We start from the raw sequence: 24790 nt of genomic DNA, 5'->3' as shown, positions 1-24790 counted from the left end.
TGGGCGCGCATGTGGCCGGCAACCAGCCCCGCTGCCGGCGGGCCGCATTGAACTGAGAGGCCGGCGTGTTCGCCTTCATCATCTCGCGCATACTGCAGGCGGTGCCGGTCATGCTGGCCGTGGCGCTGATCAGCTTCGCCATGTTCGCCTATGTCGGCGACCCGATCTCGATCATGCTCGGCCAGGACTTCACCGAGGCGCAGCGCCAGGCGCTGGTGGCTGACCTCGGCCTGGACCAGCCCTTCTTCGTGCAATTCGCCAATTCGTCGGCAATGCGGTGCAGGGGGAATTCGGCCTGTCCTACCGCCTGTCCCGGCCGGTGGCGGAACTGATCGCGGAGCGCGCGCCGGCGACCCTGGAACTGGCCTTCTGCGCCGCCGCCCTGGCGCTTTGCGTCGGTGTGCCGATGGGGGTTTATACCGGCCTCTACCGGCATTCCTGGCTGAGCCGCTTCTTCCTGACCTTCAGCCTGATCGGCGTCTCGCTGCCCACCTTCCTTATCGGCATCCTGCTGATCCTGGTCTTCTCCGTCTGGCTCGGCTGGCTGCCGAGCTTCGGCCGCGGCGACGTGGTGCAGCTCGGCTGGTGGAGCACCGGCTTTCTCACCTGGTCCGGGCTGAAGGCGCTGATCCTGCCCTCGATCACCCTTGGCCTGTTCCAGCTCACCCTCATCATGCGGCTGGTGCGGGCGGAGATGCTGGAAGTGCTGCGCACAGACTACATAAATCGCCCGGGCCCGCGGCCTGAGCAACCGCGCCGTGCATTTCGGCCATGCCTTGCAGAATACGCTGGTGCCGGTGATCACCATCGCCGGGCTGCAGCTTGGCGCCATCATCGCCTTCGCCATCGTCACCGAGACGGTGTTCCAGTGGCCCGGCATGGGGCTGCTCTTCATCCAGAGCGTGGGCGTCGCCGATATCCCGGTGATGGCTGCCTATCTCATGCTGATCGCGCTGGTCTTCGTCGTCATCAACCTGATCGTGGACCTGCTCTATTATGCGGTGGACCCGCGGCTGCGGATCTCCCGCGGCGCGGTCAGGGGCCGCTGAGATGGCCGCGGACAACGCGATCTCCCGCGCGCTCGACAGCGACCTCTGGTGGTCCTTCAAGCGATCCCCGATCACCGTCGCCTCGGCCATCGTGGCGCTGGTCTGCATCGGCGCGGCGGTGCTGGCGCCCTGGATCGCGCCGCACAACCCCTTCGACCTGGCCAGCCTGAACCTCCTGGATGCCTTCAAGCCGCCGGCCTGGAACCCGGAAGGGGACGCGGCCTATCCCTTCGGCACCGACGACCAGGGCCGCGACATGCTCTCGGCCATCATGTACGGGGCGCGCGTCAGCCTGCTCGTCGGCTTCTCGGCCACGATCTTCGCGACGCTGACCGGCGTCGCGGTCGGCCTGCTCGCGGGCTATGCGGGGGGGCGTGGTGGATGCGGTGCTGATGCGCATCGCGGATATCCAGCTCACCTTTCCCTCCATCCTCGTGGCCCTGCTGGTGGATGGCGTGGTGCGTGCCGCCCTGCCGCGGGAGGTGCATGACCAGATCGCGCTCTTCGTCGTGATCTTCGCCATCGGCATCAGCGAATGGCCGAAATTCGCCCGCACAGTGCGCGGCTCCACGCTGGTCGAGCGCAACAAGGAATACGTGCTGGCGGCGCGGGTGATCGGCCTGTCGCGGCTGCGCATCATGGCGACGCATGTGCTGCCGAATGTGCTCGGGCCGGTGCTGGTGGTGGCGACGCTCAATCTCAGCCTCGCCATCCTCGCCGAGGCGACGCTCTCCTTCCTCGGCGTCGGCGTGCCGCCGACCGAGCCCTCGCTCGGCACCCTCATCCGTATCGGCAATGATTTCCTGTTCAGCGGCGAGTGGTGGATCACCATCTTCCCCGGACTCGCGCTGGTCATGATGGTGCTCTCCGTCAACCTCCTGGGCGACTGGCTGCGCGACGCCCTCAATCCGAAGCTCCGCTGATGGCCGATGCCCCTCCCTTGCTGGAGGTGAAGAACCTCCGCGTTGAATTCCCCCACCCGCCGCGGCACGCTGGTCGCGCTCCACGACATCTCCTTCAGCATCGCGCCCGGCGAGGTGCTCGGGGTGGTGGGTGAATCCGGCGCCGGTAAATCGATGACCGGCGCCGCCATCATCGGCTTGCTGGAGCCTCCCGGCCGCATCGCCGGCGGCGAGATCAGGCTGAATGGCAGGCGTATCGACAACCTGCCCTATGAGCAGATGCGGCGCATTCGCGGCCGCGAGATCGGCGCCATCTTCCAGGACCCGCTGACCACGCTGAACCCGCTCCATACCGTGGGCGACCAGCTCATCGAGACGATGCAGACCCATATGGACCTCTCCGCCCGCGAGGCCCGCGCCCGGGCCGTGGGCTGGCTGGAGATGGTCGGCATCCCCGCCGCGGCGCAGCGGGTGCAGAGCTATCCGCATGAATTCTCCGGCGGCATGCGCCAGCGCGTGGTGATCGCGCTGGCGCTCTGCGCCGAGCCGAAGCTGATCGTGGCGGATGAGCCGACCACCGCGCTCGATGTCTCGATCCAGGCGCAGGTGATCGCGCTGCTGAAGCGCCTGGCGCGGGAGAAGGGCACCTCGATGATGCTCATCACCCACGACATGGGGGTGATCGCCGAAACCGCGGACCGGGTCGCGGTGATGTATGCCGGCCGCATCGCCGAGATCGGCCCGGTGCGGGAAGTGGTGAAGCACCCGCGGCACCCCTATTCGGTGGGGCTCATGGCCTCGATCCCGCCGCTCGACCGGCGGGTGGAGCAATTGGCGCAGATCGAGGGCTCCATGCCGCGGCTCTCCGCCATCCCACCGGGCTGTCCCTTCAACCCGCGCTGCCCCAGGGTCTTCGACCGCTGCCTGGTCGAGCGGCCGGAATTGCTGGAGGCCGGCGGCACCCGCGCCGCCTGCTGGCTCTATGACGAGGCCCGGCCGGCACCCGGCATGCACGAGGCCGCCGATGCCTGACACCGCCCCCGACATGCTCGCGGTCGAGGACCTCGCCCGCTACTTCGACGTCTCGCGCCCCTGGCTGCAGCGGGTCCTGGTCCGCGAGCCGCGCCGCACCCTGCGGGCCGTCGATGGCATCTCCTTCGCCGTGCCGCGCGGCACCACCCTCTCGCTGGTCGGCGAGAGCGGCTGCGGCAAGTCCACCGTGGCGCGGCTGGTGGTCGGCCTCTATCGCCCGACCGAAGGGCGCGTGCTGTTCGATGGCCTCGACCTCGACCAGGCGCGCGCCACGGCGGAGCAGCGCCGCCGCATGCAGATGATCTTCCAGGACCCCTATGCCAGCCTGAACCCCCGCTGGCGGGTGCGCGACATCATCGCCGAGCCGCTGCGCGCCTTCGGCCTGGTGCAGGGCAGGGCGGACCAGCAGGCGAGGGTGGCGGAGCTGCTGAACCAGGTCGGCCTCTCGCCGCTGGATGGCGAGAAATTCCCACATGAGTTCAGCGGCGGCCAGCGCCAGCGCATCTCGATCGCCCGCGCTTTGTCCTCCAACCCCGAATTCCTGGTCTGCGACGAACCCACCAGCGCGCTCGATGTCTCGGTGCAGGCGCAGATCCTGAACCTGATGAAGGAGTTGCAGCGCCGGCTTGGCCTCACCTACCTTTTCATCAGCCACAACCTGGCGGTGGTGCGGCAGGTCTCGGACCGGATCGGCGTGATGTATCTCGGCCGCCTGGTGGAACTGGCGCCGGCCGAGACCTTGTTCACCGCGCCGCGCCACCCCTATACGCGGGCGCTGATGGAGGCGATCCCGGATCTCGAGATGTCCGGCCGGCAGCGCATCCCGGTGGGTGGCGAGGTGCCGAGCCCGATCAGCCCACCCCCCGGCTGCCCCTTCCATCCCCGCTGCCCCCTGGCCAATGACCGCTGCCGCATCGAGCCGCCAGCCCTGATCCCGGCCCGCGGCACGCCGCAGACGGTCACGGCATGCCATGCGGTGGAGGAGGGCAGGGACCATCCCGGCGAGGCGATTCCGGGCCTGGCGCCGGCGGCGGCCTGACAGCTCCGCCGCTCAGCGCAGCGGCACCGCCGCCACGGCATTGTAGGGCGAGCCCTCCACCAGCCTGGTGGACCAGGCGAGATAGACCACCACCCCGCGCTCCTCGTCGATGAAGCGATGCACGCGGGTTTCCTTGAAGAACAGGCTGGTGTCGCTTTCATAGACCCGTTCGCCCCGCTCGCCCCGCCGCGCATCCTCGGCCACCCGCACCGGGCCGGTCGCGGTGCAGCTGAGCGCGAAGCGGGCGGGGTCCTCGGCCAGCCCAACCATGCCGGAGATGCCGCCGGTGCGGGCCTGGCTGATGAAGCAGGAGACACCCTGTACCTTCGGGTCGTCGAACCGCTCCACCACCACCCGGTGGCTGCGGGTCAGGCCGAGATTGGTGAGTGCCGTGTTGACATGGCCGATCTCCTTCGTCTCCTGCGCCATGGCGGGCACGGCGAGCAGCAGGCCGAGGGCAAGAGCGGGAATGCGGCGCATGACGGTCTCCTTGGGCCGGATCGGCCAGCCCCTTCGTTCCGAGACAGGACGCGGCGCGACCGGCGGGGTTTCAATCGCCGATCGCCACGCCTTCCCGCCGCGGATCGGCGCCGCCGAGCAGCCGTTGCCCCTCGGGGCCGCGGATGATCCGGATGGCATGCAGGCCGGAGGTCATGGTCCGCAGCGTCACCGGAAAGCCGCGCGCCTCCAGCGCCGGGGCGAGGGCGGCGGCGCCGGTGCCCGCCTCCAGCTCCAGCCAGGCATTCAGCGCGCCGACGCGCGGCAGGGACACCGCCGCCTGCGGCTCCATGCCCCAATCCAGCAGCGCCACCAGGGTCTGCGCCACATGGCCGATGATGCGCGAGCCGCCGGCCGAGCCCAGCACCGCCAGCGGCAGGCCATCCGCGCCGAAGACGATGGTGGGCGACATGGAGGAACGCGGCCGCTTCGCCGGTCCGACTCGGTTCGCCACGGGCCGGCCCTCGATCTCCGGCAGGAAGGAGAAATCGGTCAGCTCGTTGTTCAGCAGGAAGCCGCGCACCATCAGCCGGGCGCCGAACAGATCCTCGATGGTGGTGGTGAGCGCCACGGCATTGCCCGCGGCATCGACGATGGAAAGATGGCTGGTCCCGGCCTCCGGCTGCGGCGGCTGGCTTGCGGGCGCGTGCCCCCTCTGCCAGAGCGGGTTGCCAGGGCGCGGCGCGGCCAGCGCCCGGTCGTGGTCGATCAATTGCGCCCGGTGCATCAGATAGGCTGGCTCAAGCAGGCCGCGCAGCGGCACCGCGACATGGTCGGGATCGGCCAGGTAGCGGTTGCGGTCGGCGAAGGCGAGGCGCCCGGCCTCGCCCAGCAGATGCGCCGCATCCACGGCGCGCGCATCCACCGGGCCGCCGCGCGGCTCCAGCGACGCCATATCCTGATGCGCCAGCAGCGCCATGATCTGCAGCACCGCCACCCCACCGGAGGAGGGTGGCGGAAAGCCGCAGATGATGAAGACGCGATACGGCCCGCAGACCGCCTCCCGCCGCACCGGCGCATAGCCGGCCAGGTCATCCGTGGTGAGCAGCCCGGGATTGGCGCTGCCGCGCACGGCACCCGCGATCTCGGCGGCGATCGGCCCCCGGTGCAAGGCATCGGCGCCCTGTTCGGCGATGGCGCGCAAGGTGGCGGCCAAGGCCGGGTTGCGCAGCAGGTGACCTTCCGGCAGCGGGCGGCCATCGGATTGCAGGAAATAGGCGCGGGCCTGCGGGTCCCGCCGCAGCCGGTCGGCATCCAGCGCGATCAGGGCGGCGAGCCGGGGGGAGATGGCGAAGCCTTCCTCGGCGGCGGCGATGGCGGGGGCGAAGAGTTGCGCCCAGGGCAGGCGGCCATGCACGCGATGCGCGGCCTCCAGCATCCGCAGCGCGCCCGGCACGCCGACCGCGCGGCCACCGACCGCGGCCTCGCGGTATTCCAGGGGGTGGCCGTCGCGCAGGAACAGGCCGGGCGGCGTGGCGGCCGGCGCCGTCTCCCGCCCGTCCCAGGCGGAAAGGGCGTGTCCCGCCGCATCCCAGTGCAGCAGCAGTGCGCCGCCACCGAGGCCGGAGGATTGCGGCTCCACCAGCCCCAGCATGGCCTGGGCGGCGATGGCAGCGTCGATGGCCGCGCCGCCGGCCCGCAACATGGCAAGCCCCGCCTGCGCCGCCAGCGGATTGGCGGCAGCGACCATCTGCCGCTGCGCGACCCCCGCCCGCGGCTCCGGTTCCTGCGCCCGGACCGGCAGTGCCAGGAGAAGCAGCAGCAGGATCAGGCGGGTCATGCGGCTCCTCTCCGGGCAGCGGATTGCTGGCGGTGGCAAGGACCGGAAGCGCCACCCGCCGCAACGTGATCGGGTACCCACGGGGAGGCTACCCAGCCAGGACGGCCTGGCTGCGCGCCGCGCCGCGATGCCGGAAGGCCAGTGCCTCCGCCACATGCAGCCGCTGCACCGCGGCGCTGCCGGCGAGGTCGGCGATGGTCCGCGCCACGCGGAGCGTCCGCGTATAGCCGCGGGCGGAGAGCCGCAGCCGTTCCGCCGCCTGTTCGGCCAGCGCCCGGGCCGGGCCGTCGGCGGCCAGCGTCCGTTCCAGTGCCAGGCCCTCGGCGGCCGCGTTGCAGCGCGGCCCCTCGGCGCCGTAGCGGGCGCGCTGCCGGTCCCGCGCGGCGCGGATGCGGGCGGCGACGATCTCCGTCGTTTCCCCGGTGGGCGCGCGGGCGAGATCGGCCGGCGGCACCGGCGTGACCTCGATGGCGAGGTCCATACGGTCGATCAGCGGGCCCGAGAGGCGCATCTGGTAGTCCTCGCCGCAGCGGGGCGCCCGGCCGCATTCGCGCGGCGCATCGCCGAGATAGCCGCAGCGGCAGGGATTCATCGCGGCGATGCACTGGAAGCGCGCGGGATAGGTGACATGCGCATTGGCCCGGCTGATGGTGGTGCGGCCGGTTTCCATGGGCTGGCGCAGCGCCTCCAGCGCCGGGCGCGGGAATTCCGGCCATTCGTCCAGGAACAGCACGCCATTGTGCGCCAGGCTGATCTCGCCCGGCCGGGCACGGGCGCCGCCACCATTCAGCGCCGCCTGGCTGGCCGAATGATGCGGGTCCCGGAAGGGCGGGCGCACCACCAGCCTGCCGTCGCGCAGCAGGCCGGCGATGGAGTGGATCATGCTCACCTCCAGCGCCTCTGATGGGGTGAGGTCGGGCAGCAACCCGGGCAGGCGGGCGGCCAGCATGGACTTGCCGGCGCCCGGGGGGCCGACCATCAGCAGATTGTGCCCGCCGGCCGCCGCCACCTCCAGCGCCCGCTTGGCGCTTTCCTGGCCCTTCACCTCGGACAGGCAGGGCCCGGACCAGGGCCTGGACTCCGGGGCCGGCGGTTCGGGCGGGGTCAGCACCTGCGTGCCGCGGAAATGGTTCATCAGCGCCAGGAGGTCGGGCGCCGCCAATACCTCGATGCGGCCAGCCCAGGCGGCCTCGCCGCCCTGCGCCGCCGGGCAGATCAGGCCGAGATCGCGCGCCGAGGCGCCGAGCGCCGCCGGCAGCACCCCCGCCACCGGGTTGATGGCGCCATCCAGCGACAACTCGCCGAGCGCGGCATAGCCGGCGAGTTCCTCCCGCGGCAGCACATCCATGGCCGCCAGCACGGCGAGGGCGATCGGCAGGTCGAAATGCGAGCCCTCCTTGGCGATATCGGCCGGCGCGAGATTGACCAGCACCCGCTTGGGCGGCAGCGACAGGCCGAGCCCGGCCAGGGCTGCCCGCACCCGCTCCCGGCTCTCGCCCACCGCCTTGTCCGGCAGGCCCACCACCAGGAAGGCCGGCAGGCCGGGGGCGATCTGGACCTGCACCTCGACCGGAACGGGCTCGATGCCGGAAAAGGCGAAGCTGGCGAGGCGGGCGATTGTCATGCCCCGGCAAGATGCCCCGTCTCACGAATTCTATCAACCTGGAGTTGCTTTCACTCCGCCAGCGCCTCCGCCCGCCGCAGCAGCCGCAGGAAATTGCCGGACCAGAGCAGGCCAAGCTCCCGCGCGCCGTAGCCGCGCGTCAGCAGCGCGGCGCTGAGCCCCGCGGTTTCCGCCGCATTCTCCCAGCCGACCACCCCGCCGCCGCCGTCGAAATCGGAGGAGAGGCCCACATGCTCGATGCCGATGCGCGCCACCGCATGGTCGACATGGTTGGCCATGTCCTCGACGCTGGCGGTGGCGTTCTGGCCCGGCGGCGCGGCGCGCAGGAAGGCGGGCACGGCGGTGATCTGCGCCAGGCCGCCGACGGCCCGGAGCGCGTCCAACTGCTCGTCGTCGATGCCGCGCGGATGGTCGCAGAGGGCGCGGCAGGCGGTATGGGTGGCGACGATGGGGCTGCGCGAAACCTCCGCCGCCTGCAGCATCCCGGGCTTCGCCACATGTGAGACATCGACCAGCATCCCGGCCCGGTTCAGCGCCGCGATGGCCTGGCGGCCCAGCGCCGAGAGCCCGTCATGCTCGGCCGGCGCATCGCCCAGCGCCGGCTTTGGCCTGGCGCTGTCGGCCAGGTCGTTGTGCCCGTCATGCGTCAGGGTCAGGTAGCAGGCGCCGAGCGCCCGCCAGCGGGCCGGCGCGTCGAGGTCATGGCCCATGGCATAGCCGTTCTCGACCGCGGAGAGCACGGCCTGCGCCCCGGCCGCGAAACAGGCTTCCAACTCATCGGCGGTGGCGCAGAAGCGCCGGGCCCGGCCATCGGCGCGGCTGCGGATATGGCGGAGCATCGCCTCCGCCCGTGCCGCCGCCGCGGCATGGCCTTCCGGGTCGCGCCGCCCCTGCGCCACATAGGCGATGAAGATCGCGGCGCGCAGGCCGCCCCGCGCCATCTTCGGGAAATCCACCCGCATCGGCCCTTCCGCCAGGGGGTCCGGCGGCTCCGGCCAGCGGATATCGATATGCGTGTCGAGGGTCAGCGTCGCCGCATGGATCGCCTCGGGGGTCATCAGCCGCCCCATCCCGTCAGGAAGCGTTCCAGCAGGCGGCCGAGCAGATCCACATTGTAGCCGCCCTCCTGGATGATGGCCGAGGGCAGCTTCAAGGCCGCGATCGCCGCGCCGGCCCTGGTGAATCCATCCTCCGTCACCGCCAGCGCCCCCAGCGGCTCATGCTCGCTGGCATCGAAGCCGAGGCTGACCACCAGCGCCTCCGCGCCGAAATCACGCGCCGTCGCCAGGCCGCCGCCGATCGCCTCCAGCCAGCCGGCATCGCCGGTGCCGAAGGGCAGGGGGGGCATTGCGGTTGCGGCCGAGGCCAGGGCCGGCGCCGCGTTCCTCCGCATGGCCGACATACCAGGGGTAGTAGCGCGTCGGGTCGCCATGCACCGAGAAGGTCTGCACATCGCCGCGTTCCCAGAAGATACCCTGGGTGCCGTTGCCATGATGGCTGTCGATATCGATCACCGCCACCCGCTTCGCCCCGGCCCGCAGCAGCGCTTCCGCCGCCAGCGCCGCGTTGTTCAGGTAGCAATGGCCACCGGCGCGGGCGGCATAGGCGTGGTGGCCGGGGGGGACGGCACAGCGCATAGGCGCTGCGGCCCGCCGCCGCCTCCGCCGCCGCGGCCAGGCCGACGCCGACGGCGGCCTGGCTCGCCTCCCAGGTGCCGGGGCCGATGGGGCAGGCGGTGTCGGCGGTATACCAGCCGGTCTGGGCGATGATGCTGGTGCCGACCCGGGCGCCATTGGCCAGCATCTCGGGCGCCGGATGGACATTCGCCACCACCTCGGGGCCCGGCTCAGGCAGTTCGGCCCAGGCGCGCATCGCGCCCTCCAGGAAATCGAGGTAGTCCGGCCTATGCACCATCTCAAGCTGCGCACGGGTTGCGGGGGCGGCCGTCTCCGGCGCCATTCCAAGCCGCCCGAGGCCCTGGAGCAGCGAGGTTGCCCGTTCCGGCACCTCGAAATTCCGGCGCAACTCGCCGCGTTGGAGGAAGAAGCGCGGCGTGTGCCGCATCTGGTCGGGGTGGGAGAAGGCGCGCATCCGGCAAGGCTAGCAGCAGCGGCGCCCTTGTCCATTCACCACCGGGATCGTTAGCTTACGCACAAATCCGTTTCGGGAGAGCTTTGGATGACGATCTCGCGCCGCGGCCTCATGGCCGCCACTGCCGCTGCGCCCGTGCTGATGCGGGTGCAGGACGCGCTGGCGCAGGGCGTCACGCCCCGACGTGGCGGCACGCTGGCCACCATCCTGACCCCGGAACCGCCGGTGCTGCAGATCGGCGTCAACAACCAGGGCCCGACCATCGTGGCGGCGACCAAGATGTTCCAGGGCCTGCTCACCTTCACCCCGAAATTGGAGCCCATCCCGCTCCTGGCCAAGAGCTGGACCGTCAGCCCGGACAAGCGGGAATACACCTTCCGCCTGCAGGAGAACGTGAAGTTCCACGACGGCCGGCCAATGACGGCCGATGACGTCATCTTCTCCATCATGCGCTTCCACATGGACCTCGCGCCACGCGCCCGCGCCATCTTCCAGATGATCGAGACCGCGACGGCGCCGGACCCGCATACCGTGCGGCTGGTGCTGAAGCAGCCCTTCGAGCCCTTCCTGCTGATGCTTGATGCCAGCGCCAGCGCCATCGTGCCGAAGCACCTGTTCGATGGGCAGGATTTCCGCACCGCGCCGGCGGTGCAGCGCCCGGTCGGCACCGGCCCCTTCCGCTTCGCCGAGTGGCAACGCGGCAATTTCATCCGGCTGGAACGGTTCGACGACTACTGGAAGCCCGGCCAGCCCTATCTCGACGCCATCATCTACCGCATCATCCCGGACAGCCAGAGCCGCCGCCTGGCGATCGAGACCGGCCAGGCGCAGCTCACCCAGGCCAACGACATCGAACCCTTCGACGTGCCGCAACTCCGCTCCCGGCCCAATCTCGAAGTGCAGACCACAGGCTGGGAGTATTTCGCCCCGCTTTCCTGGATCGAGCTGAACCACCGGGTGAAGCCGCTCGACGACATGCGGGTGCGTCAGGCGATGAGCATGGCGATCGACCGGAACTTCATCGCCCAGCGCCTCTGGTTCGGCATAGGCAAGCCGGCCACCAACCCGATTGCCTCCACCACCCGCTTCCACGATGCCACTGTGAAGCTGGCCGCACGTGACCTGCGCGCGGCGGCAGCGCTGCTGGACGCGGCCGGGCTGCGCCCGGATGCGCAGGGCACGCGCTTCACCATCAAGCACTTGGTGCTGCCCTATGGCGAGATCTGGTCGCGGCTTGGCGAGTATCTCCGCCAATCGCTGCGGCAGATCGGCATCGCGGTGGAGCTGGAGAGCACCGATGCCGGCAGTTGGGCGCGCCGCGTCGCCAATTGGGAATACGAGACGACCCTCAACTTCGTCTACCAGTATGGCGACCCGACACTGGGCGTGGAGCGGACCTATGTCTCCACCAATATCCAGAAGGTGACTTTCGCCAATACCGGCGGCTATTCCAACCCCAGGGTCGATGAGCTTTTCGCCAGGGCCCGCACCGCCGTGACCCCCGAGGACCGGCAGGCGGCCTTCAGCGAGGTGCAGAAGATCCTGGTACAGGAGGTGCCGCAGATCTGGCTGATGGAGATGACCTTCCCGACCATCCATGACCGCCGGCTGCGCAATGTCATCACCACCGGGCTCGGGGTGCATTCCAGCTTCGACGACGTATTCCTCGCCTCCTGAGACGCAGGGCGCATGGACCTCACGAAGCTTCCCGGCTTCCTGCTGCGGCGGGGACTGAAGGCGTTGATCGTCGTGCTGGCGATCGTCATCTGCAACTTCCTGCTGGTCCATGCGGCGCCGGGCGACCCGGCCAGCGTCATCGCCGGGCAGTCCGGTGCGGCAGACCCGGTCTTCCTGGAGCAGTTGCGGCGCCAATTCGGGCTGGACCGGCCGCTTTACGTGCAGCTCTGGATCTACCTGAAAAGCGTGCTGACGCTCGATCTCGGCTTCTCCCACCGGCAGCAGATGTCGGTGGCCAGCCTGATCCTGGAGCGGTTGCCGGCCACCCTGCTGCTTACCGGCGTCGCCTTCGCCTTCGCGCTCGCCGGCGGGGTCACGCTGGGGGCGCTGGCGGCGCGGCGGGTCGGGCGCTGGGCGGACAGCTTCATCACCGTGCTGGCACTCACCTTCTATGCCACGCCACTGTTCTGGGTGGGGCTGATGCTGGTGCTGGTCTTCAGTGTCTGGTTGGACTGGCTGCCGAGCTTCGGCATGGGCAGCGTCGGCGTCGATCTCCAGGGGGTGGAGGTGGTGCTGGATGTGGCGAAGCACCTGCTGCTGCCGGCGCTGACCCTCGGGCTGTTCTACCTCGCGGTCTATGCGCGGCTGACGCGCGCCACCATGCTGGAAGTGGCCGACCAGGATTTCGTTAAGACGGCGCGTGCCAAGGGCGTGCCGGAGGGGCGCATCCTGCGGGCGCATGTGCTGCGGAACGCGCTGCTGCCGGTGATTACCTTCGCCGGCATCCAGGCCGGGCAATTGCTCGGCGGATCGATCCTGGTGGAGACGGTCTTCGCCTGGCCGGGAATCGGGCGCCTGGCTTTCGAGGCATTGCTGGCGCGCGACTATCCGGTTCTGCTCGGCGTGTTCTTCTGCACCAGCGTCATGGTGGTGCTGTTCAACCTGCTGACGGACCTGCTCTATGTCGTGGTGGACCCGCGGGTGGAGGCAGCCGGATGAGGGAGTTCTGGCGGCGCTACAAGCGCAACAAGGGGGCGGTGGTGGGACTGGTGATCCTGCTGCTGGTGATCCTGCTGGCCCTGCTGGCGCCGGTGCTCTTCCCCGGCAGCCCCTGGGACATGGTGGCCGCGCCCTTCGTGCCGCCCGGCGAGATGGGCATGCTGCTCGGCGCCGACAGCCTGGGCCGCGACGTGGCGGCCGGCATCGCGCATGGGGCGCGCATCTCGCTGCTGGTCGGCGCGGTCTCCACCGCGGCGGCGCTGCTGCTCGGCGTGACGCTCGGCGCCCTGGCCGGCTATCTCGGCGGCCTCGCGGATGACGCGGTGATGCGCTTCACTGAATTCTTCCAGACCATCCCGAGCTTCGTCCTTGCCATCCTGCTGGTGGCGATCTTCACCCCCTCCATCGGTTCGGTGGTCTTCGCCATCGCCGTGGTGTCCTGGCCGCCGGTAGCACGGGTGGTGCGGGCGGAGTTCCTGTCGCTGCGGTCGCGCGAATTCGTGCAGGCGGCCGAGGTGCTGGGGAAATCGCGGCTCTCGATCATGGTGGGGGACATATTGCCGAATGCGCTCTCGCCCATCGTGGTGTTGTCGAGCCTGATGGTCGCCACCGCCATCCTGCTGGAAAGCGCGCTGAGCTTCCTTGGCCTCGGCGACCCCAACCTGATGACCTGGGGTTACCTGATCGGCTCGGGCCGCAGCGTGATCCGCCTCGCCTGGTGGATGAGCGTCTTTCCCGGCATCGCCATCTTCCTGACGGTGCTGGCGCTGAACCTGGTCGGCGAGGGCTTGTCGGATGCGCTGAACCCGCGGCTGGCGCGGCAGCGGGGAGGCGCGGCATGAGCCTGCTCACCGTTGAGGGCCTTACCGTCGCCCTGCCGCCCGGTGGCGACCGGCCGCATGCGGTCGAGGATATCAGCCTCACGGTCGATCCCGGCGAGATCCTCTGCATCGTCGGTGAAAGCGGCAGCGGCAAGTCCATCACCGCCAATGCCGTCATGGGACTGCTCCCGGGCGGTCTGCCGGTGCGCGCCGGCCACATCCGCTTCGAGGGCCAGGACCTCCTCGCCCTCGGCCCGGACGCCATGCGCCGGCTCCGCGGCGCCCGCCTCGCCATGATCTTCCAGGAGCCGATGACGGCGCTGAACCCGCTCATGCGGGTTGGCGACCAAGTGGCGGAGGCGCTGCGCGTGCATGGCGCAGGCGGCGATGCGGCGCGTCGGGTGCCGGAACTGCTGGCCGCCGTGAACCTGCCGGACCCCGCCGCGATTGCCCGCAGCCATCCCTTCCGCCTCTCCGGCGGCCAGCGGCAGCGGGTGATGATCGCGATGGCCCTGGCGCTGGAACCCACCCTGCTCATCGCCGATGAGCCGACGACCGCGCTCGATGTCACCACCCAGATGCAGATCCTGCGGCTGGTGCGGGAAATCCAGTCCCGGCGCGGTACAGGTGTGATGTTCATCACCCATGATTTCGGCGTGGTGGCGGAGATCGCGGACTGCGTCGCCGTCATGCAGCACGGCCGCATCGTGGAGCAGGGGTCGGCGCGGGCGGTGCTGGACCGGCCGCAGCATCCCTATACCCGCGCGCTGATCGCCGCCGTGCCGCATGGCGCCTCCGGCCTGGTGGCGCCGGCGCCTTCCGCCGCCGAGCCGGTGCTGCGGGTGGCTGGGCTCCGCAAGACCTATCGGCGCGGCGGCGGGTGGTTCGGCCAGCGGGTCGAGGTGCCGGCCGTGCAGGATGCCGATTTCACCCTGGTGCACGGCGAGACGCTGGGCGTGGTGGGCGAGAGCGGCAGCGGCAAATCCACCCTGGCGCGCTGCGTGGTCAAGCTGGTGGAGCCGGAAAGTGGCAGCATCAGCTTCCATGGCAAGGACCTGCGCCCGCTCTCGCGTTCCGCCTGGAAGCCCTATCGGCAGAAGATCCAGATGATCTTCCAGGACCCCTTTGCCTCGCTGAACCCGCGCCGCAAGGTAGGCGAGACGATCGCGGAGGGCCCCATCACCCATGGCCTGCCGCGTGCCGCGGCGCTGGAACGGGCGCGCGACCTCCTGCGCCTGGTGCAGCTCGACCCGGGTGCGATGGACCGCTACCCGCATGAGTTCAGCGGCGGCCAGCGCCAGCGCATCGGCATCGCCCGCGCCCTGGCCCTGGAGCCGGAATTGCTGATCGCCGATGAGCCGGTCAGCGCGCTGGATGTCTCGGTCCAGGCGCAGGTCCTGGCGCTGCTGGCGGATATCCGGGGGCGGCTCGGCCTCACCATGCTGTTCATCACCCATGACCTCCGGGTGGCGGCGCAGGTCTGCGACCGCGTGGCGGTGATGCAGCGCGGCGTCATCGTCGAGCAGGGATCGACCATGCAGGTCTTTTCCGCGCCGCGGCACCCCTATACGCAACAGCTGCTGGACAGCATTCCCGGCCGGGGCTGGACTCCGCCGGACCTGACCGAGGCCGCCTGAAGGAACGCCCCGCATGACCGAAGCCCTCGACCCCGGCGCCCGCCGCGCGATACTGGAGGCGGTGGATGCGCTGCGCGACGACGCCGTGGAAACCCTCGCGCGGCTGGTCCGCCACCCCTCCACCCTCGGCAATGAGGCGGGCGCGCTGGAGGAAATGGCAGGCCTCTATGCAAGCCTTGGCCTCACGCCACGGCGGGTTCCGACCGTGCCGGAAGAGCTTGCCGCGCATCCCGGTTTCTCGCCACCGCTGATCTCCTATGCGGGCCGTGACAATGTCGTGGCGCTGCACAGGCCGAAGACCCGGAGCGGCCGCAGCCTGGCGTTGCAGGGCCATGTCGATGTGGTGCCGGAGGGCGCCGCAGACATGTGGGCGACGCCGCCCTATGCGCCGGAGATCCGCAATGGCCGCGTGTATGGCCGTGGCGCCGGCGACATGAAGGCCGGCATCGTCTCCTACTGCATGGCCTTCAAGGCGATGCGTCTCGCCGGGCTGCAACCGGCGGCCGAGGTGCAGCTGCAGTCGGTGATCGAGGAGGAGTGCAGCGGCAATGGCGCGCTCGCCTGCATGCTGGCCCTGCCGAGGACCGATGCGGTCATCATCCCGGAACCCGGCCCCGGCATGGATGCGCTCTATACCGCCGAGGTCGGCGTGGTCTGGGCCTGGGTCACGGTCAGCGGCCGCCCGGCGCATGTGCGGGACATGCAGGCCGGCGTGAACGCCATCGAGGCCGCCAGCATCATCGCCGCCGCCTTCAAGGACTATGAGCGCGAGATGAACCGCGCCGAGCGCATCCACCCGGCCTTCCGCGGGTTGAACCACCCGGTGAACGTCAATCTCGGCACCATCGAGGGCGGCGAGTGGAACAGCAGCGTCGCCACCCGCTGCCGCATCGGCATGCGGGTCGGGGTGATGATGGGCTATACCGCGCGCCAGACGCGGGCGGATATCGAAGCCCTGGTGGCCAAGGCGACGCAGCATGAACGGCTGCGCGGCGCGCAGGTGAAGCTCGAATTCAAGGGCTTCATGGCCGATCCCTGCGTCTTCGATACCGACGCCGCCATCGTGCAATTGGCGCGCCGGTCCTATGCCGAGACCACCGGCGGCGCATTGCGCGACTACCCCGCCACCGGCCTGACCGATGGCCGCTTCTTCACCCTGTATCAGGACACGCCGGTCGCCTGCTTCGGCCCGGATGCGGTGGACATTCACGGGATCGACGAGAATGTCGGGCTCGACAGCATGCATGGCATCACCCGCACCATCGCGCTGACCATGGCGGAATGGTGCGGGGTGGAGAGGATCTGAGGCCATGAGCGCATCCAACCTTCCCCTTTCCGGCGCCCGGCTCTGGGACAGCCTGATGCAGATGGCGCGGATCGGCGGCACGCCGAAGGGCGGCTGCAACCGCCAGACCCTGACGGATCTGGATGCCGAGGGCCGCGCGCTGTTCCAGCGCTGGGGCGAGGCCTGCGGGCTGGCGCTCAGCCTCGACCGGGTCGGCAACATGGTCTTCCGCCGTGAGGGGCGCGACCCGTCGCGCCCGCCGATCGCCATCGGCAGCCATCTCGATACCCAACCGACGGGCGGGAAGTTCGATGGCGTGCTCGGCGTGCTGGCCGGCCTGGAAATCATGCGGGCGCTGCATGATTCCGGCGCCGAGACCGAGGCGCCGCTGCTGCTCATCAACTGGACCAATGAGGAGGGCGCCCGCTTCTCGCCGCCCATGATGGGCAGCGGCGCCGCCATGGGCATCTTCACCGAGGCCGAGGTCCTTGCCAAAGCCGCGCCGGATGGCGCCATCTTCGGCGAGGAGTTGCGCCGCATCGGCTGGCAGGGCAGCGCCGATCCCGCCGAGTTGCAGAAGATCGGTGCCTATTTCGAGATCCATATCGAACAGGGCAAGGTGCTGGAGGATGAGGGATTCGACCTTGGCGTGGTGACGCATGCCCTTGGCCAGTCCTGGTTCGAGGTGACGGTCGAGGGCGAGGAAGCGCATGGCGGCTCCGCCATGGCGCATCGCCGCGATGCCATGATGGCCGCGGCGCCGCTGATCGCCGCGGTGGAGGAGATCGCCCTGGCCGCGGTCAGCGCCACCGGCGAGGCCGGGCGCGGCACGGTGGGCCAGGTCACGGTCTATCCCTCAAGCCGCAATGTCTGCCCCAGCCGCGTCTGGTTCAGCGTGGATATGCGCCACGGGGATCCGGCGCAGCTCGAATGGATGGGCCAGGAACTCGCCACCCGCGCCGCCGCCATTGGCGCCGCGCGCAAGGTGCAGGCGACCGTTGCGCCCTTCTGGCACTCGCCGCTGACACCCTTCGACCCGCTGCTGGTGCAGCGTTGCCGCGATGCCGCCACGGCACGCGGCCACCGCTGGCGCGACATCCCGACCGGTATCGGCCATGATGCGGTCTATGTGGCGCGTCGCGCGCCAACGGTGATGCTCTTCACGCCCTGCCATGGCGGCATCAGCCACAACGAGGCCGAGAGCATCACCCCGGAATGGGCCGAGGCCGGCTTGCAGGTGCTGGCCGATGCGGTGCTGGCGACGGCCGGCTTGGTCAAGGAATAGACGCATGCGCATCGCCATCGGCGGCTTCCAGCACGAGAGCCATTCCTTCGCGCCGCGCCCGACCGGCTGGCGCGAATTCCTCCAGCCCGGCGGCTTCCCGCCGCTGCAACGCCCGGCCACGCTGGTGGAGACGCTGCGCCCCACCTCCGTGCCCTGCGCCGGTGCCATCGCCGTGGCGGAGGAGCAGGGCATCGAGATCGCGCCGCTGACCTGGAGCTTCGCCAATCCCGCAGGCCCCGTCACGGCGGAAGCCTTCGAGCGGATCGCGGCGCTCATGGTGGCGGCGCTGTCGGATGCCTTGCAGGCCGGACCGCTCGATGGCATCTTCCTGGAACTGCACGGCGCCATGGTCGCGGAGGGCTTCGATGATGCGGAGGGCGAGCTGCTCCGCCGCATCCGCGCCGTGGTCGGGCCGGAGATGCCCCTCACCGCGAGCCTGGACCCGCATGCCAACATGACTGCCCAGATGGTGGCGCTGGCCGATGCGCTGGTGCCCTACCGCACCTATCCGCATATCGACATGAAACCCGCCGGCGCCCAGGCGATGCGGCTGTTGCTGGAGCGCATCCGTCGTGGCCGCGCCTGGGCGAAATCCTTCCGCCAGGTGGATTTCCTCATCCCGCTCGGCATGCAATGCACCATGGTGCCGCCGATGAGCGAGGTGCTGGAGGAACGCGCCCGCCTGGCCGAGACGCATGGCGCCGCTGAACTCGCCTTCTGCTTCGGTTTTCCCTATGCGGATTTCCCGGGTTGCGGCGTCGCCATCGCCGCATTTGCCGAGGACCAGGACGCCGCCGATGCCGTCGCCACGGCGCTGCAATCCCACATGCATGCACGCGAGGCCGAATTCGCCGGCGCCGTCGTGCCGGCGGCGGAGGGCGTGGCGCAGGCCATCGGCTTGGCGCGCGGCGCATCGCGTCCCGTGGTGATGGCGGATACCCAGGACAATCCCGGCGGCGGCGGCCATGGCGACACCACCGGGCTATTGGCCGAGCTGATCCGCCAGGATGCGCAGGGCGCAGTGCTTGGCCTCATCAATGATGCCGAGAGCGCGGCTGCCTGCCACTCTGCGGGTGTGGGGGCAACGCTCTCCCTCGCGCTCGGCGGCAAGAGCGACGGCGCGCCGCTCGCCGTCACTGCGACGGTGGAGCGGCTGAGCGATGGCCGCTTCACCTGCACCGGCCCGATGGGCAGGGGCAATCCCGCCGATCTCGGGCCAACGGCCCTGATCCGCGTCGCGCCCGGCGTCCGCGTTATCGTGGTGACGCGCAAGATGCAGGCGCTGGACCAGGCCCTGTTCACCCATATCGGCCTGCGGCCAAGCGAGCAGAAGATCATCGCACTGAAATCCAGCGTGCATTTCCGCGCCGATTTCCAGCCGATCGCCGAGCGGGTGATCGTGGTCGCCGCGCCGGGGCCGGTGGTGGCCGACCCGGCCATGCTGCCCTTCACCAGGCTGCGTCCGGGCCTGCGGCTGCGGCCCGGCGCCAACCGGTAGCGCCGTCAGCGCAGCGCCGCTTGCGCCATCTCGGCCCGCTGCACCAGCGCCGCTCCCTCGGGCCCGGCAAGCACGGTATCCATGCGCGCGATCTCCGCCCGCCTGGCATTGCACCAGGCGGCCCGGTCGCGGCCATGTTGCGCCGGATCGAATGCCGGCGGCCGCAGCGCGTGCAGGAAGGCGTCGCGCGCGGCGACACCGCCCCGGCGGTTGTGCAGTTCGATGGCCGCGGCCTCGATCCGGGCCGCACGATCCTGCGCCGGCATCGATAGCATCGCGTTGCAGATCGACGCGGCGCGCACCATCTCGCCGATGGAGCGCGCGCGTTCCAGGACCTCCTGCGCGTCCGGGGGTTGCGCTGGTGGCACGGCATCGACGCAGCCAGCCAGCAGGGTCATTGCCAGCAGGGCTAGCCTGGGGGGGAACCATCCGGGGGCGGCGCATGGTCTCACCGATAGCGCCGGCGCCGCATCCGCGTAAACCAAAAGCGGATCCTGGCATCCGGCATTACCGCACTCTCACTTGGCTGCATCCAGCAATGCCAGCACCGCATCCCGCCGCGGGATGGGCGCGACGGCGCCATAGCCGGTGGTGGAAAGCGCCGCCGCGGCATTCGCGTAGTGTGCGGCGGTGAAGGGGTTGTCGCCCGCCATGATGCGCGCCAGGAATGCGCCGGCGAAGGTATCGCCCGCGCCGGTCGCGTCCACCGCTGCCACGCGCCGGCCGGAGATGCGCTCGCGCCGGTCATGCGTCGCCGCCAGCACGCCTGCCGCGCCGAGCTTCAGCAGCACCACCGGGCAGCCGAGGCGGAGATAGAAGCCTGCGATCTCCCCCGCATCCTGCAGCCCGGTCAGCGCCCGTGCATCCTCCAGCGAGGGGAAGGCGAAATCCGCCCGCGCGATCGCCGCATGGATCACCGCCGCGGCGCGCGCCGCCGGCCACAGTGCGAGCCGCAGGTTGCTGTCATAGGAGACGCGCAGGCCGGCGGCTTTCGCCACGTCGATCGCATGGAACACCGCGTCGCAGGCGCTGTCCGAGATCGCTTGGCTGATGCCGGAGACATGCAGGACCTTGGCCGCGCGGATCGCCGCTTCCGGCACATCCTGCATGCGGTAGCGGCTGGCAGCGCTGTTGCTGCGGCGGAAGGTGAAGTGGTGGCCCTGATCGTCATGCGTGACGACATAGAGGCCGGTGGGCGCCGCGGGATTGCGGATCACCGTCGTGGTGTCCACCCCCTCGCGCGCCCAGAGCGCCATGAAGCTCTCGCCTGGCGCGTCCTGGCCGATGGCGGTGACATAGCCGACGCTGCCGCCGCTGCGCGCCGCGGCGATGGCGGCGTTGCTGGTATCGCCGCCATGGCCCTCCAGATACTGCGCCCGCCCGTCAGGCTCCGCCTGCATGCGATTGAATTCGAGCATGGGCTCGCCCATGCAGAGGATATCCGGCATGGCCTGGCTTCCTCGCCCCGCTCAGGCCTGCATCAGGCCGAGCGCGTCGCGGGCGGCGCGCAGGATCGCCTGCTTGTCACCGGCGATGATGCGCTCCTCATCCACCAGCTTGCCGCCGATACCGACGGCAGCGGCGCCGGCCGCCAGATAGGCGGGCGCATTGCCGGCATCGACCCCGCCGGTCGGGCAGAAGGCCACATCCGGGAAGACCGCGCGCAAGGCTCGGATATGCGCCGGCCCGCCGACCGAGGATGCCGGGAAGATCTTCACCATGTCGGCGCCGGCGGCCAGGGCGGCGCGGATCTCGGTGGGGCTCATGGCGCCCGGCATGGCGCAGGCTTCGGCGGCGCGGGCGGCGGCGATCACCTCCGGGTCCACCCAGGGGGGTCACCAGGAAGCGGGCCCCGGCGGCGAGGCAGGCCTCCGCCGCCGCCCGGTCCGGCACGGTGCCGGCACCGACCAGCAGCCCGGGCTCGGCCGCCAGGCGGGCGATCAGCGCCGGGGCATCCGGCACGGTCAGGGTGATCTCGAAGATAGACATGCCGGCTTCCCGCAACCACTCCACGGCGGTGGCGGCCAGCGCGGCGGTGCTGGTGCGGACCACAGGCACCACGCGGGCGCGGCGGAATTCGGGGATCAGCGGATGGGTCATGCGGCGGCGCTCCGGTGCCCCGTCGCCCGGCTGGGCCGGGGCCTGGCCCAGCATGCGGCGCTGCGCCGCCCTTCGCCAGGGTGGGAAGGCGGCGCCTGGGCTCAACAATCAGTCCGGCGAAGGCGCCAGTATGGCCGAGGCGGTTGCTTCAAGCCGCCGCGCCTCCCGCCCGGCCCGTGCCACTTCCGCCGCCGTGCTGCCGAGCGCCCCCCCGGAATTGGCCCAGTGAATCGTCAAGGCCGCAGACCGCCTCGCCAAGCCGGGCGAGCTCGCCCCGCAACCCCGCCACCGCTTGGCGCTGCTCGGCAAGCGCGAGGTCCAATTGCCGGAGGGCGCGGCGCAGCCGGTCATCCGGGCGGATGGGGAAGGGGAGGATCTCGCTGGAGCAGGGGGCTGCGGGCATGGGGTGTCCTCGCATGAAAGACTTCCTGCTGGATTCTTAACGGAATCTAAAAAGTCGTGACAGTCCCAATTTATTGCGCAGCGGGCGCGGCGGCGGGCTCCAGACCCACCGCCGCGCCGCGCCGTCACATTCGCTGGCGCCGCAGCACCATGGCGCGCGCCATCGCGGGCCGCGCCCGCACAGCCGGAACTGGCCGCGCAGCCGGGCGAGGTGCCGGCAGGGCGGCGATCAGGCTTACCGTCACGGCGGCCAGATAGGGGATCGACTGCACCAGCAGCACCAGGGTCCAGAGCACCGCCTCCCAGGTGGCGGCGCGATGCACCAGCGTGACGCCCAGTGCCGCTGCCCAGAGCAGCACCAGCAGCGCCGCCTCCTGCCAGGCCATCGCCAGCCCCTGCACCAGCGCCGGCGCGTCCTTCATCTTCGGCGTCCGCAGGAAGGGCGCGCGCCTGGTGAGGAGCCCGGCGAGCACCGCCTTGCCGATGGTGTGGCTGAGCGCCAGCCCGGCCAGCGCCGCACCCAGCCGGTCGGCCCAGCCGCAGGGCACCCGCGCCGCATAGAGCGCCAGGATCTGGAACAGCTTGAAACCGAACAGCCCGATGCTCGGCAGCATGAAGAGCAGGATCGGGAATTCGGTCCGCACCGGCGCGAAGATCAGCCCGAGCGACCACAGCAGGCCGAGCGCCACGAAGACCAGCCCCAGCGCGTCGCCGAACCAGGGCGCCCAGCCGGTCACGAAATGCCAGCGCTGGCCGGGGGTCAGCTCCCGCCGGGCCGGGCTGAACAGCGCCCGCCAATGGCCCTTCAGGATCTGCACCGCGCCATATGCCCAGCGGTGGCGCTGCTTGCGATATGAGGCGAAGTCATCCGGCATCACGCCGCGGCCGAAGCTCTGCGGCGCATAGACCGCCTCCCAGCCATGGCGGAACAGGCGCAGGCCGAGTTCGCTGTCCTCGCAGATGCACCATTCGGCCCAGCCGCCGGCCATCTCCAGGGCGGATTTGCGGATCAGCGTCATGGTGCCGTGCTGGATGATGGCGTTGCGCTCGTTGCGGGTCACCATGCCGGCCTTGAAGAAGCCGGCATATTCCCAGAACATCAGCCGCTTGAACGGGCTCTCGCCGGCATCGCGGTAGTCCTGCGGGCTCTGGGTGAAGCCCACTTCCGGCCGCGCGAAGAAGGGCACCATGCGGCGCAGCCAGTCGCGCTCCACCACATAGTCGCTGTCGAGCACGCCGATGACCGCCGCATCAGCCGCCGTCTCGCGCAGCGCGAAATTCAGCGCGCCCGCCTTGAAGCCCGGCCATTTGCCGAGGTGGAAGAAGCGGAAGCGGGGACCGAGGCGGGCGCATTGCGCCGCCACCGGCTCCCAGAGCGCGGGGTCGGCGGTGTTGTTGTCCACCACCAGCACCTCGAAATCCGGGTAGTCGAGCGCGGCCAGCGCCTCCAGCGTCTGCCGCACCATCTGCGGCGGCTCGTTGCAGATCGGCAGGTGCAGCGAGACCTTGGGCAGCGCCGCATCGGCCAGCGCCGGCTGCGGCTGGAAGCGGCGGCGCCAGACCTGGCCCCAGATCGTCTCCGCCAGTTCGAAACTGTCCGAGAGCAGCAGGCCGAGCAGCAGCATCTGCCCCGTCACCAGGGCGCCCCAGACCAGCGCCGCCGACCAGGTCAGGTAGTTTCCGGCCATCGCCAGCAGCACCAGCGTGATGGCGGCGACGAAGCCCTGCGCCAGCGCCGCCATCAGCAGCTTGCCCGGCAGCCGGATATCGGGCCGGCGGCGCAGCAGGAACAGGCTCGCGGCGAAGGCGAAAAGGGTCGCGCCGGCGGCCCAGAAGCCCCAGCCCGGCACCTCCCGCACCGGTCCGGCCAGCGGCCATTTCGGCGCACGGTCGAGGTCGAACATGCCCCAATGCCCGGCGACCCGGCCTTCCTGGCTCACCTTCCAGGGCTGATCGAAGGCTTCCATGACGAAATAGTCGAGGCCCCGGCGCTCCGCCTCGCGGAAGAAGCCGCGCAGGAACAGCGCCTGGTTCACGCGGGAGGCCCGCGCCTGGCCGATATCCCGGCCATCCGAGGGCCAGCCTACCTCGCCGATGACGATCCGCTTGCCCGGGAAGCGGGCCGCCACCGCATCGTATTTCTCCATCACGAAGCGCAGCGCATCCCCCACCGCCAGGCCTTCCCAGTAGGGCAGCAGGTGGATGGTGATGACATCCACCGCCTCGGCCAATTCGGGATGGTCGAGCCAGACATGCCAGGGCTCCGCGGTGGAGATCGGCTGCCGCACCCCGGCCGCGCGCACCTGCCGGATGGCGGCGATGCTCTGGGCCGGGGTGAGGTCATGGCGCAGCACCGCCTCGTTGCCGACCAGCAGCATGTCGAGGTTGCGGTTGGCCCGCGCCGCGCCGATCAGCCGCCGCAGCTCGGCGGCATCGCGCGCCGCATTGCCCTCCAGCCAAGCACCGAGCGTCACGCGGAGGTCCAGCCCCTGTTGCCGCGCCAGGCGCGGAATCTGGTCGAAGCCGCGCTGCACGGTATAGGTGCGGATGCGGCGCGTCAGGGGCGCCACATGGCGGAGGTCGCCGGCGATCTCCTCGGCGCTCGGCCAGTCCTCGGTCTCGGCGCTCTGGCCGCGCTGATAGGGCGCGAAGGCCAGGCCGGCGACGCTGCCATGCCAATCCGGCAGCGCGACCGGCCGGTTCACGCCCCACCAGGCCAGCAGGTGCAGCAACGCCACCAGAGCGAGCACGCCGAGCGTCGCCGCCTGTCCGCGGCGGGCCGGGAGGCGGCGCGGGCCGGCAGGACCGGCTGGCGGCATCGGAAGGGGGGCCGGGGGGGCGCTGTCGTGGCGCGGGCGGTCATGGGATGCGGGACTCCGGCTTCGGCCGGTGCGGTCGGGGCGCTGCGGCGGCACCCATGTCCCAGGCGGGGAAAGGCGCGCGCCGGGCCTCGACGGCACCGGGTCGCCAGGTTTTTCGCATCGCAGCAGGGCACGATCCGGCCGGCTCCGTGGCGCCATTGCGGCGGCGTGACCGTTCGCGTGGCTGTGATCCCGCCGCAGCCCGGCTAC

General features: G+C 70.6%; 22 protein-coding genes and 3 pseudogenes. 12 read left to right on the top strand and 13 right to left on the bottom strand.

Annotated elements, in window-relative coordinates; all coding sequences use genetic code 11:
- Positions 1 to 65: 65 nt before the first annotated feature.
- The 5 genes and pseudogenes from KSF81_RS31145 to KSF81_RS17120 all read left to right on the top strand — a co-directional run bounded on the left by KSF81_RS31145 (position 66) and on the right by KSF81_RS17120 (position 4022).
- Positions 66 to 1049 (top strand): annotated as a pseudogene (locus KSF81_RS31145) (ABC transporter permease).
- A 1-nt stretch (position 1050) separates the two neighbouring features.
- Complete coding sequence (locus tag KSF81_RS29900) at positions 1051 to 1539, top strand: hypothetical protein (RefSeq protein ID WP_254453587.1); 489 nt, start codon at positions 1051 to 1053, stop codon at positions 1537 to 1539.
- Entirely contained in the window at positions 1424 to 1972 is a 549-nt protein-coding gene (locus KSF81_RS29895; RefSeq protein WP_309139594.1) for an ABC transporter permease, read from the top strand. The genes KSF81_RS29900 and KSF81_RS29895 overlap by 116 nt, the downstream gene beginning before the upstream one ends.
- A gap of 42 nt (positions 1973 to 2014) precedes the next feature.
- Positions 2015 to 2983 carry an ABC transporter ATP-binding protein gene (locus KSF81_RS17125; RefSeq protein WP_254453586.1) on the top strand — a complete coding sequence of 323 codons (969 nt, stop codon included), beginning with the start codon at positions 2015 to 2017 and terminating at the stop codon, positions 2981 to 2983.
- A complete protein-coding gene (locus KSF81_RS17120) occupies positions 2976 to 4022 on the top strand; it encodes an ABC transporter ATP-binding protein (protein ID WP_217380014.1) in 1047 nt (348 codons plus the stop codon). The genes KSF81_RS17125 and KSF81_RS17120 overlap by 8 nt, the downstream gene beginning before the upstream one ends.
- 12 nt (positions 4023 to 4034) lie before the next feature.
- On the opposite strand, the gene KSF81_RS17115 is transcribed toward KSF81_RS17120, so the two are convergent.
- The 7 genes and pseudogenes from KSF81_RS17115 to KSF81_RS29880 all read right to left on the bottom strand — a co-directional run.
- Positions 4035 to 4502: a CreA family protein gene (locus tag KSF81_RS17115; protein ID WP_217380013.1), complete on the bottom strand. Its 468-nt coding sequence runs from the start codon at positions 4500 to 4502 to the stop codon at positions 4035 to 4037.
- Between the two features lie 70 nt (positions 4503 to 4572).
- Entirely contained in the window at positions 4573 to 6300 is a 1728-nt protein-coding gene (gene ggt / locus KSF81_RS17110) for a gamma-glutamyltransferase (RefSeq protein WP_217380012.1), read from the bottom strand.
- Between the two features lie 88 nt (positions 6301 to 6388).
- Entirely contained in the window at positions 6389 to 7924 is a 1536-nt protein-coding gene (locus KSF81_RS17105; protein ID WP_217380011.1) for a YifB family Mg chelatase-like AAA ATPase, read from the bottom strand.
- A 50-nt stretch (positions 7925 to 7974) separates the two neighbouring features.
- Positions 7975 to 8982, bottom strand: a complete 1008-nt coding sequence (locus tag KSF81_RS17100) for a dipeptidase (protein WP_254453585.1) — start codon at positions 8980 to 8982, stop codon at positions 7975 to 7977.
- A complete protein-coding gene (locus KSF81_RS29890; protein ID WP_254453584.1) occupies positions 8982 to 9272 on the bottom strand; it encodes a hypothetical protein in 291 nt (96 codons plus the stop codon). The genes KSF81_RS17100 and KSF81_RS29890 overlap by 1 nt, the downstream gene beginning before the upstream one ends.
- Positions 9196 to 9561: a hypothetical protein gene (locus KSF81_RS29885; protein ID WP_254453583.1), complete on the bottom strand. Its 366-nt coding sequence runs from the start codon at positions 9559 to 9561 to the stop codon at positions 9196 to 9198. The genes KSF81_RS29890 and KSF81_RS29885 overlap by 77 nt, the downstream gene beginning before the upstream one ends.
- A 55-nt stretch (positions 9562 to 9616) precedes the next feature.
- Positions 9617 to 9883: pseudogene (locus KSF81_RS29880) on the bottom strand (histone deacetylase family protein); the annotation flags it as partial.
- Positions 9884 to 10102: 219 nt separating this feature from the next.
- Between KSF81_RS29880 and KSF81_RS17090 the strand changes: the two are divergent.
- Genes KSF81_RS17090 through KSF81_RS17060 form a run of 7 tightly spaced genes read left to right on the top strand, consistent with a single transcriptional unit; the run spans position 10103 to position 19217 of the window.
- Positions 10103 to 11692 carry an ABC transporter substrate-binding protein gene (locus KSF81_RS17090; RefSeq protein ID WP_254453582.1) on the top strand — a complete coding sequence of 530 codons (1590 nt, stop codon included), beginning with the start codon at positions 10103 to 10105 and terminating at the stop codon, positions 11690 to 11692.
- Positions 11693 to 11704: 12 nt separating this feature from the next.
- The gene (locus KSF81_RS17085) at positions 11705 to 12691 is read left to right on the top strand and encodes an ABC transporter permease (protein ID WP_217380009.1); all 987 of its coding nucleotides are present in this window, start codon (positions 11705 to 11707) and stop codon (positions 12689 to 12691) included.
- Positions 12688 to 13533: an ABC transporter permease gene (locus KSF81_RS17080; RefSeq protein WP_217380008.1), complete on the top strand. Its 846-nt coding sequence runs from the start codon at positions 12688 to 12690 to the stop codon at positions 13531 to 13533. The genes KSF81_RS17085 and KSF81_RS17080 overlap by 4 nt, the downstream gene beginning before the upstream one ends.
- Entirely contained in the window at positions 13530 to 15149 is a 1620-nt protein-coding gene (locus tag KSF81_RS17075) for an ABC transporter ATP-binding protein (RefSeq protein WP_217380007.1), read from the top strand. Before KSF81_RS17080 ends, KSF81_RS17075 begins: the two co-directional genes overlap by 4 nt.
- Before the next feature lie 13 nt (positions 15150 to 15162).
- Complete coding sequence (locus KSF81_RS17070; protein ID WP_217380006.1) at positions 15163 to 16455, top strand: ArgE/DapE family deacylase; 1293 nt, start codon at positions 15163 to 15165, stop codon at positions 16453 to 16455.
- Between the two features lie 4 nt (positions 16456 to 16459).
- Complete coding sequence (locus KSF81_RS17065; RefSeq protein WP_217380005.1) at positions 16460 to 17719, top strand: Zn-dependent hydrolase; 1260 nt, start codon at positions 16460 to 16462, stop codon at positions 17717 to 17719.
- Between the two features lie 4 nt (positions 17720 to 17723).
- The gene (locus KSF81_RS17060) at positions 17724 to 19217 is read left to right on the top strand and encodes a M81 family metallopeptidase (RefSeq protein ID WP_217380004.1); all 1494 of its coding nucleotides are present in this window, start codon (positions 17724 to 17726) and stop codon (positions 19215 to 19217) included.
- 5 nt (positions 19218 to 19222) lie between these two features.
- Here KSF81_RS17060 and KSF81_RS17055 read toward each other — a convergent pair whose 3' ends face one another.
- From KSF81_RS17055 to KSF81_RS17035, 6 genes and pseudogenes are all read right to left on the bottom strand, one after another.
- Complete coding sequence (locus KSF81_RS17055) at positions 19223 to 19615, bottom strand: hypothetical protein (protein WP_217380003.1); 393 nt, start codon at positions 19613 to 19615, stop codon at positions 19223 to 19225.
- A 120-nt stretch (positions 19616 to 19735) separates the two neighbouring features.
- Complete coding sequence (locus KSF81_RS17050; protein WP_217380002.1) at positions 19736 to 20665, bottom strand: sugar kinase; 930 nt, start codon at positions 20663 to 20665, stop codon at positions 19736 to 19738.
- Between the two features lie 21 nt (positions 20666 to 20686).
- Positions 20687 to 21043: a hypothetical protein gene (locus KSF81_RS31550; protein ID WP_309139593.1), complete on the bottom strand. Its 357-nt coding sequence runs from the start codon at positions 21041 to 21043 to the stop codon at positions 20687 to 20689.
- A 64-nt stretch (positions 21044 to 21107) separates the two neighbouring features.
- Positions 21108 to 21317 (bottom strand): annotated as a pseudogene (locus KSF81_RS31545) (2-dehydro-3-deoxyphosphogluconate aldolase); the annotation flags it as partial.
- A 148-nt stretch (positions 21318 to 21465) separates the two neighbouring features.
- Positions 21466 to 21720, bottom strand: a complete 255-nt coding sequence (locus KSF81_RS17040; protein WP_217380001.1) for a hypothetical protein — start codon at positions 21718 to 21720, stop codon at positions 21466 to 21468.
- A 124-nt stretch (positions 21721 to 21844) separates the two neighbouring features.
- A complete protein-coding gene (locus KSF81_RS17035) occupies positions 21845 to 24469 on the bottom strand; it encodes a glycosyltransferase (RefSeq protein WP_309139592.1) in 2625 nt (874 codons plus the stop codon).
- Positions 24470 to 24790: the final 321 nt, after the last annotated feature.

The organism is Siccirubricoccus sp. G192 (genome assembly GCF_019084075.1).
In the GTDB taxonomy this organism is placed as follows: Bacteria; Pseudomonadota; Alphaproteobacteria; order Acetobacterales; family Acetobacteraceae; genus G192.
The sequence above is the reverse complement of the archived record's forward strand: the minus strand, read 5'-3'. Positions and strand labels throughout refer to the sequence as shown.

What these genes read in the sequence shown, in the direction of transcription:
- KSF81_RS17090 (WP_254453582.1), top strand. Translation starts at nt 10,103, where the DNA reads ATGACGATCTCGCGCCGCGGCCTCATGGCCGCCACTGCCGCTGCGCCC.
- KSF81_RS17055 (WP_217380003.1), bottom strand. Translation starts at nt 19,615, where the DNA reads ATGACCCTGCTGGCTGGCTGCGTCGATGCCGTGCCACCAGCGCAACCC.
- KSF81_RS29890 (WP_254453584.1), bottom strand. Translation starts at nt 9,272, where the DNA reads ATGCCCCCCCTGCCCTTCGGCACCGGCGATGCCGGCTGGCTGGAGGCG.
- KSF81_RS17100 (WP_254453585.1), bottom strand. Translation starts at nt 8,982, where the DNA reads ATGACCCCCGAGGCGATCCATGCGGCGACGCTGACCCTCGACACGCAT.
- KSF81_RS17065 (WP_217380005.1), top strand. Translation starts at nt 16,460, where the DNA reads ATGAGCGCATCCAACCTTCCCCTTTCCGGCGCCCGGCTCTGGGACAGC.
- KSF81_RS17075 (WP_217380007.1), top strand. Translation starts at nt 13,530, where the DNA reads ATGAGCCTGCTCACCGTTGAGGGCCTTACCGTCGCCCTGCCGCCCGGT.
- KSF81_RS17105 (WP_217380011.1), bottom strand. Translation starts at nt 7,924, where the DNA reads ATGACAATCGCCCGCCTCGCCAGCTTCGCCTTTTCCGGCATCGAGCCC.
- KSF81_RS17060 (WP_217380004.1), top strand. Translation starts at nt 17,724, where the DNA reads ATGCGCATCGCCATCGGCGGCTTCCAGCACGAGAGCCATTCCTTCGCG.
- KSF81_RS17080 (WP_217380008.1), top strand. Translation starts at nt 12,688, where the DNA reads ATGAGGGAGTTCTGGCGGCGCTACAAGCGCAACAAGGGGGCGGTGGTG.
- KSF81_RS17120 (WP_217380014.1), top strand. Translation starts at nt 2,976, where the DNA reads ATGCCTGACACCGCCCCCGACATGCTCGCGGTCGAGGACCTCGCCCGC.
- KSF81_RS17040 (WP_217380001.1), bottom strand. Translation starts at nt 21,720, where the DNA reads ATGCCCGCAGCCCCCTGCTCCAGCGAGATCCTCCCCTTCCCCATCCGC.
- KSF81_RS29900 (WP_254453587.1), top strand. Translation starts at nt 1,051, where the DNA reads ATGGCCGCGGACAACGCGATCTCCCGCGCGCTCGACAGCGACCTCTGG.
- ggt (WP_217380012.1), bottom strand. Translation starts at nt 6,300, where the DNA reads ATGACCCGCCTGATCCTGCTGCTGCTTCTCCTGGCACTGCCGGTCCGG.
- KSF81_RS17050 (WP_217380002.1), bottom strand. Translation starts at nt 20,665, where the DNA reads ATGCCGGATATCCTCTGCATGGGCGAGCCCATGCTCGAATTCAATCGC.
- KSF81_RS17115 (WP_217380013.1), bottom strand. Translation starts at nt 4,502, where the DNA reads ATGCGCCGCATTCCCGCTCTTGCCCTCGGCCTGCTGCTCGCCGTGCCC.
- KSF81_RS29885 (WP_254453583.1), bottom strand. Translation starts at nt 9,561, where the DNA reads ATGCGCTGTGCCGTCCCCCCCGGCCACCACGCCTATGCCGCCCGCGCC.
- KSF81_RS17085 (WP_217380009.1), top strand. Translation starts at nt 11,705, where the DNA reads ATGGACCTCACGAAGCTTCCCGGCTTCCTGCTGCGGCGGGGACTGAAG.
- KSF81_RS17070 (WP_217380006.1), top strand. Translation starts at nt 15,163, where the DNA reads ATGACCGAAGCCCTCGACCCCGGCGCCCGCCGCGCGATACTGGAGGCG.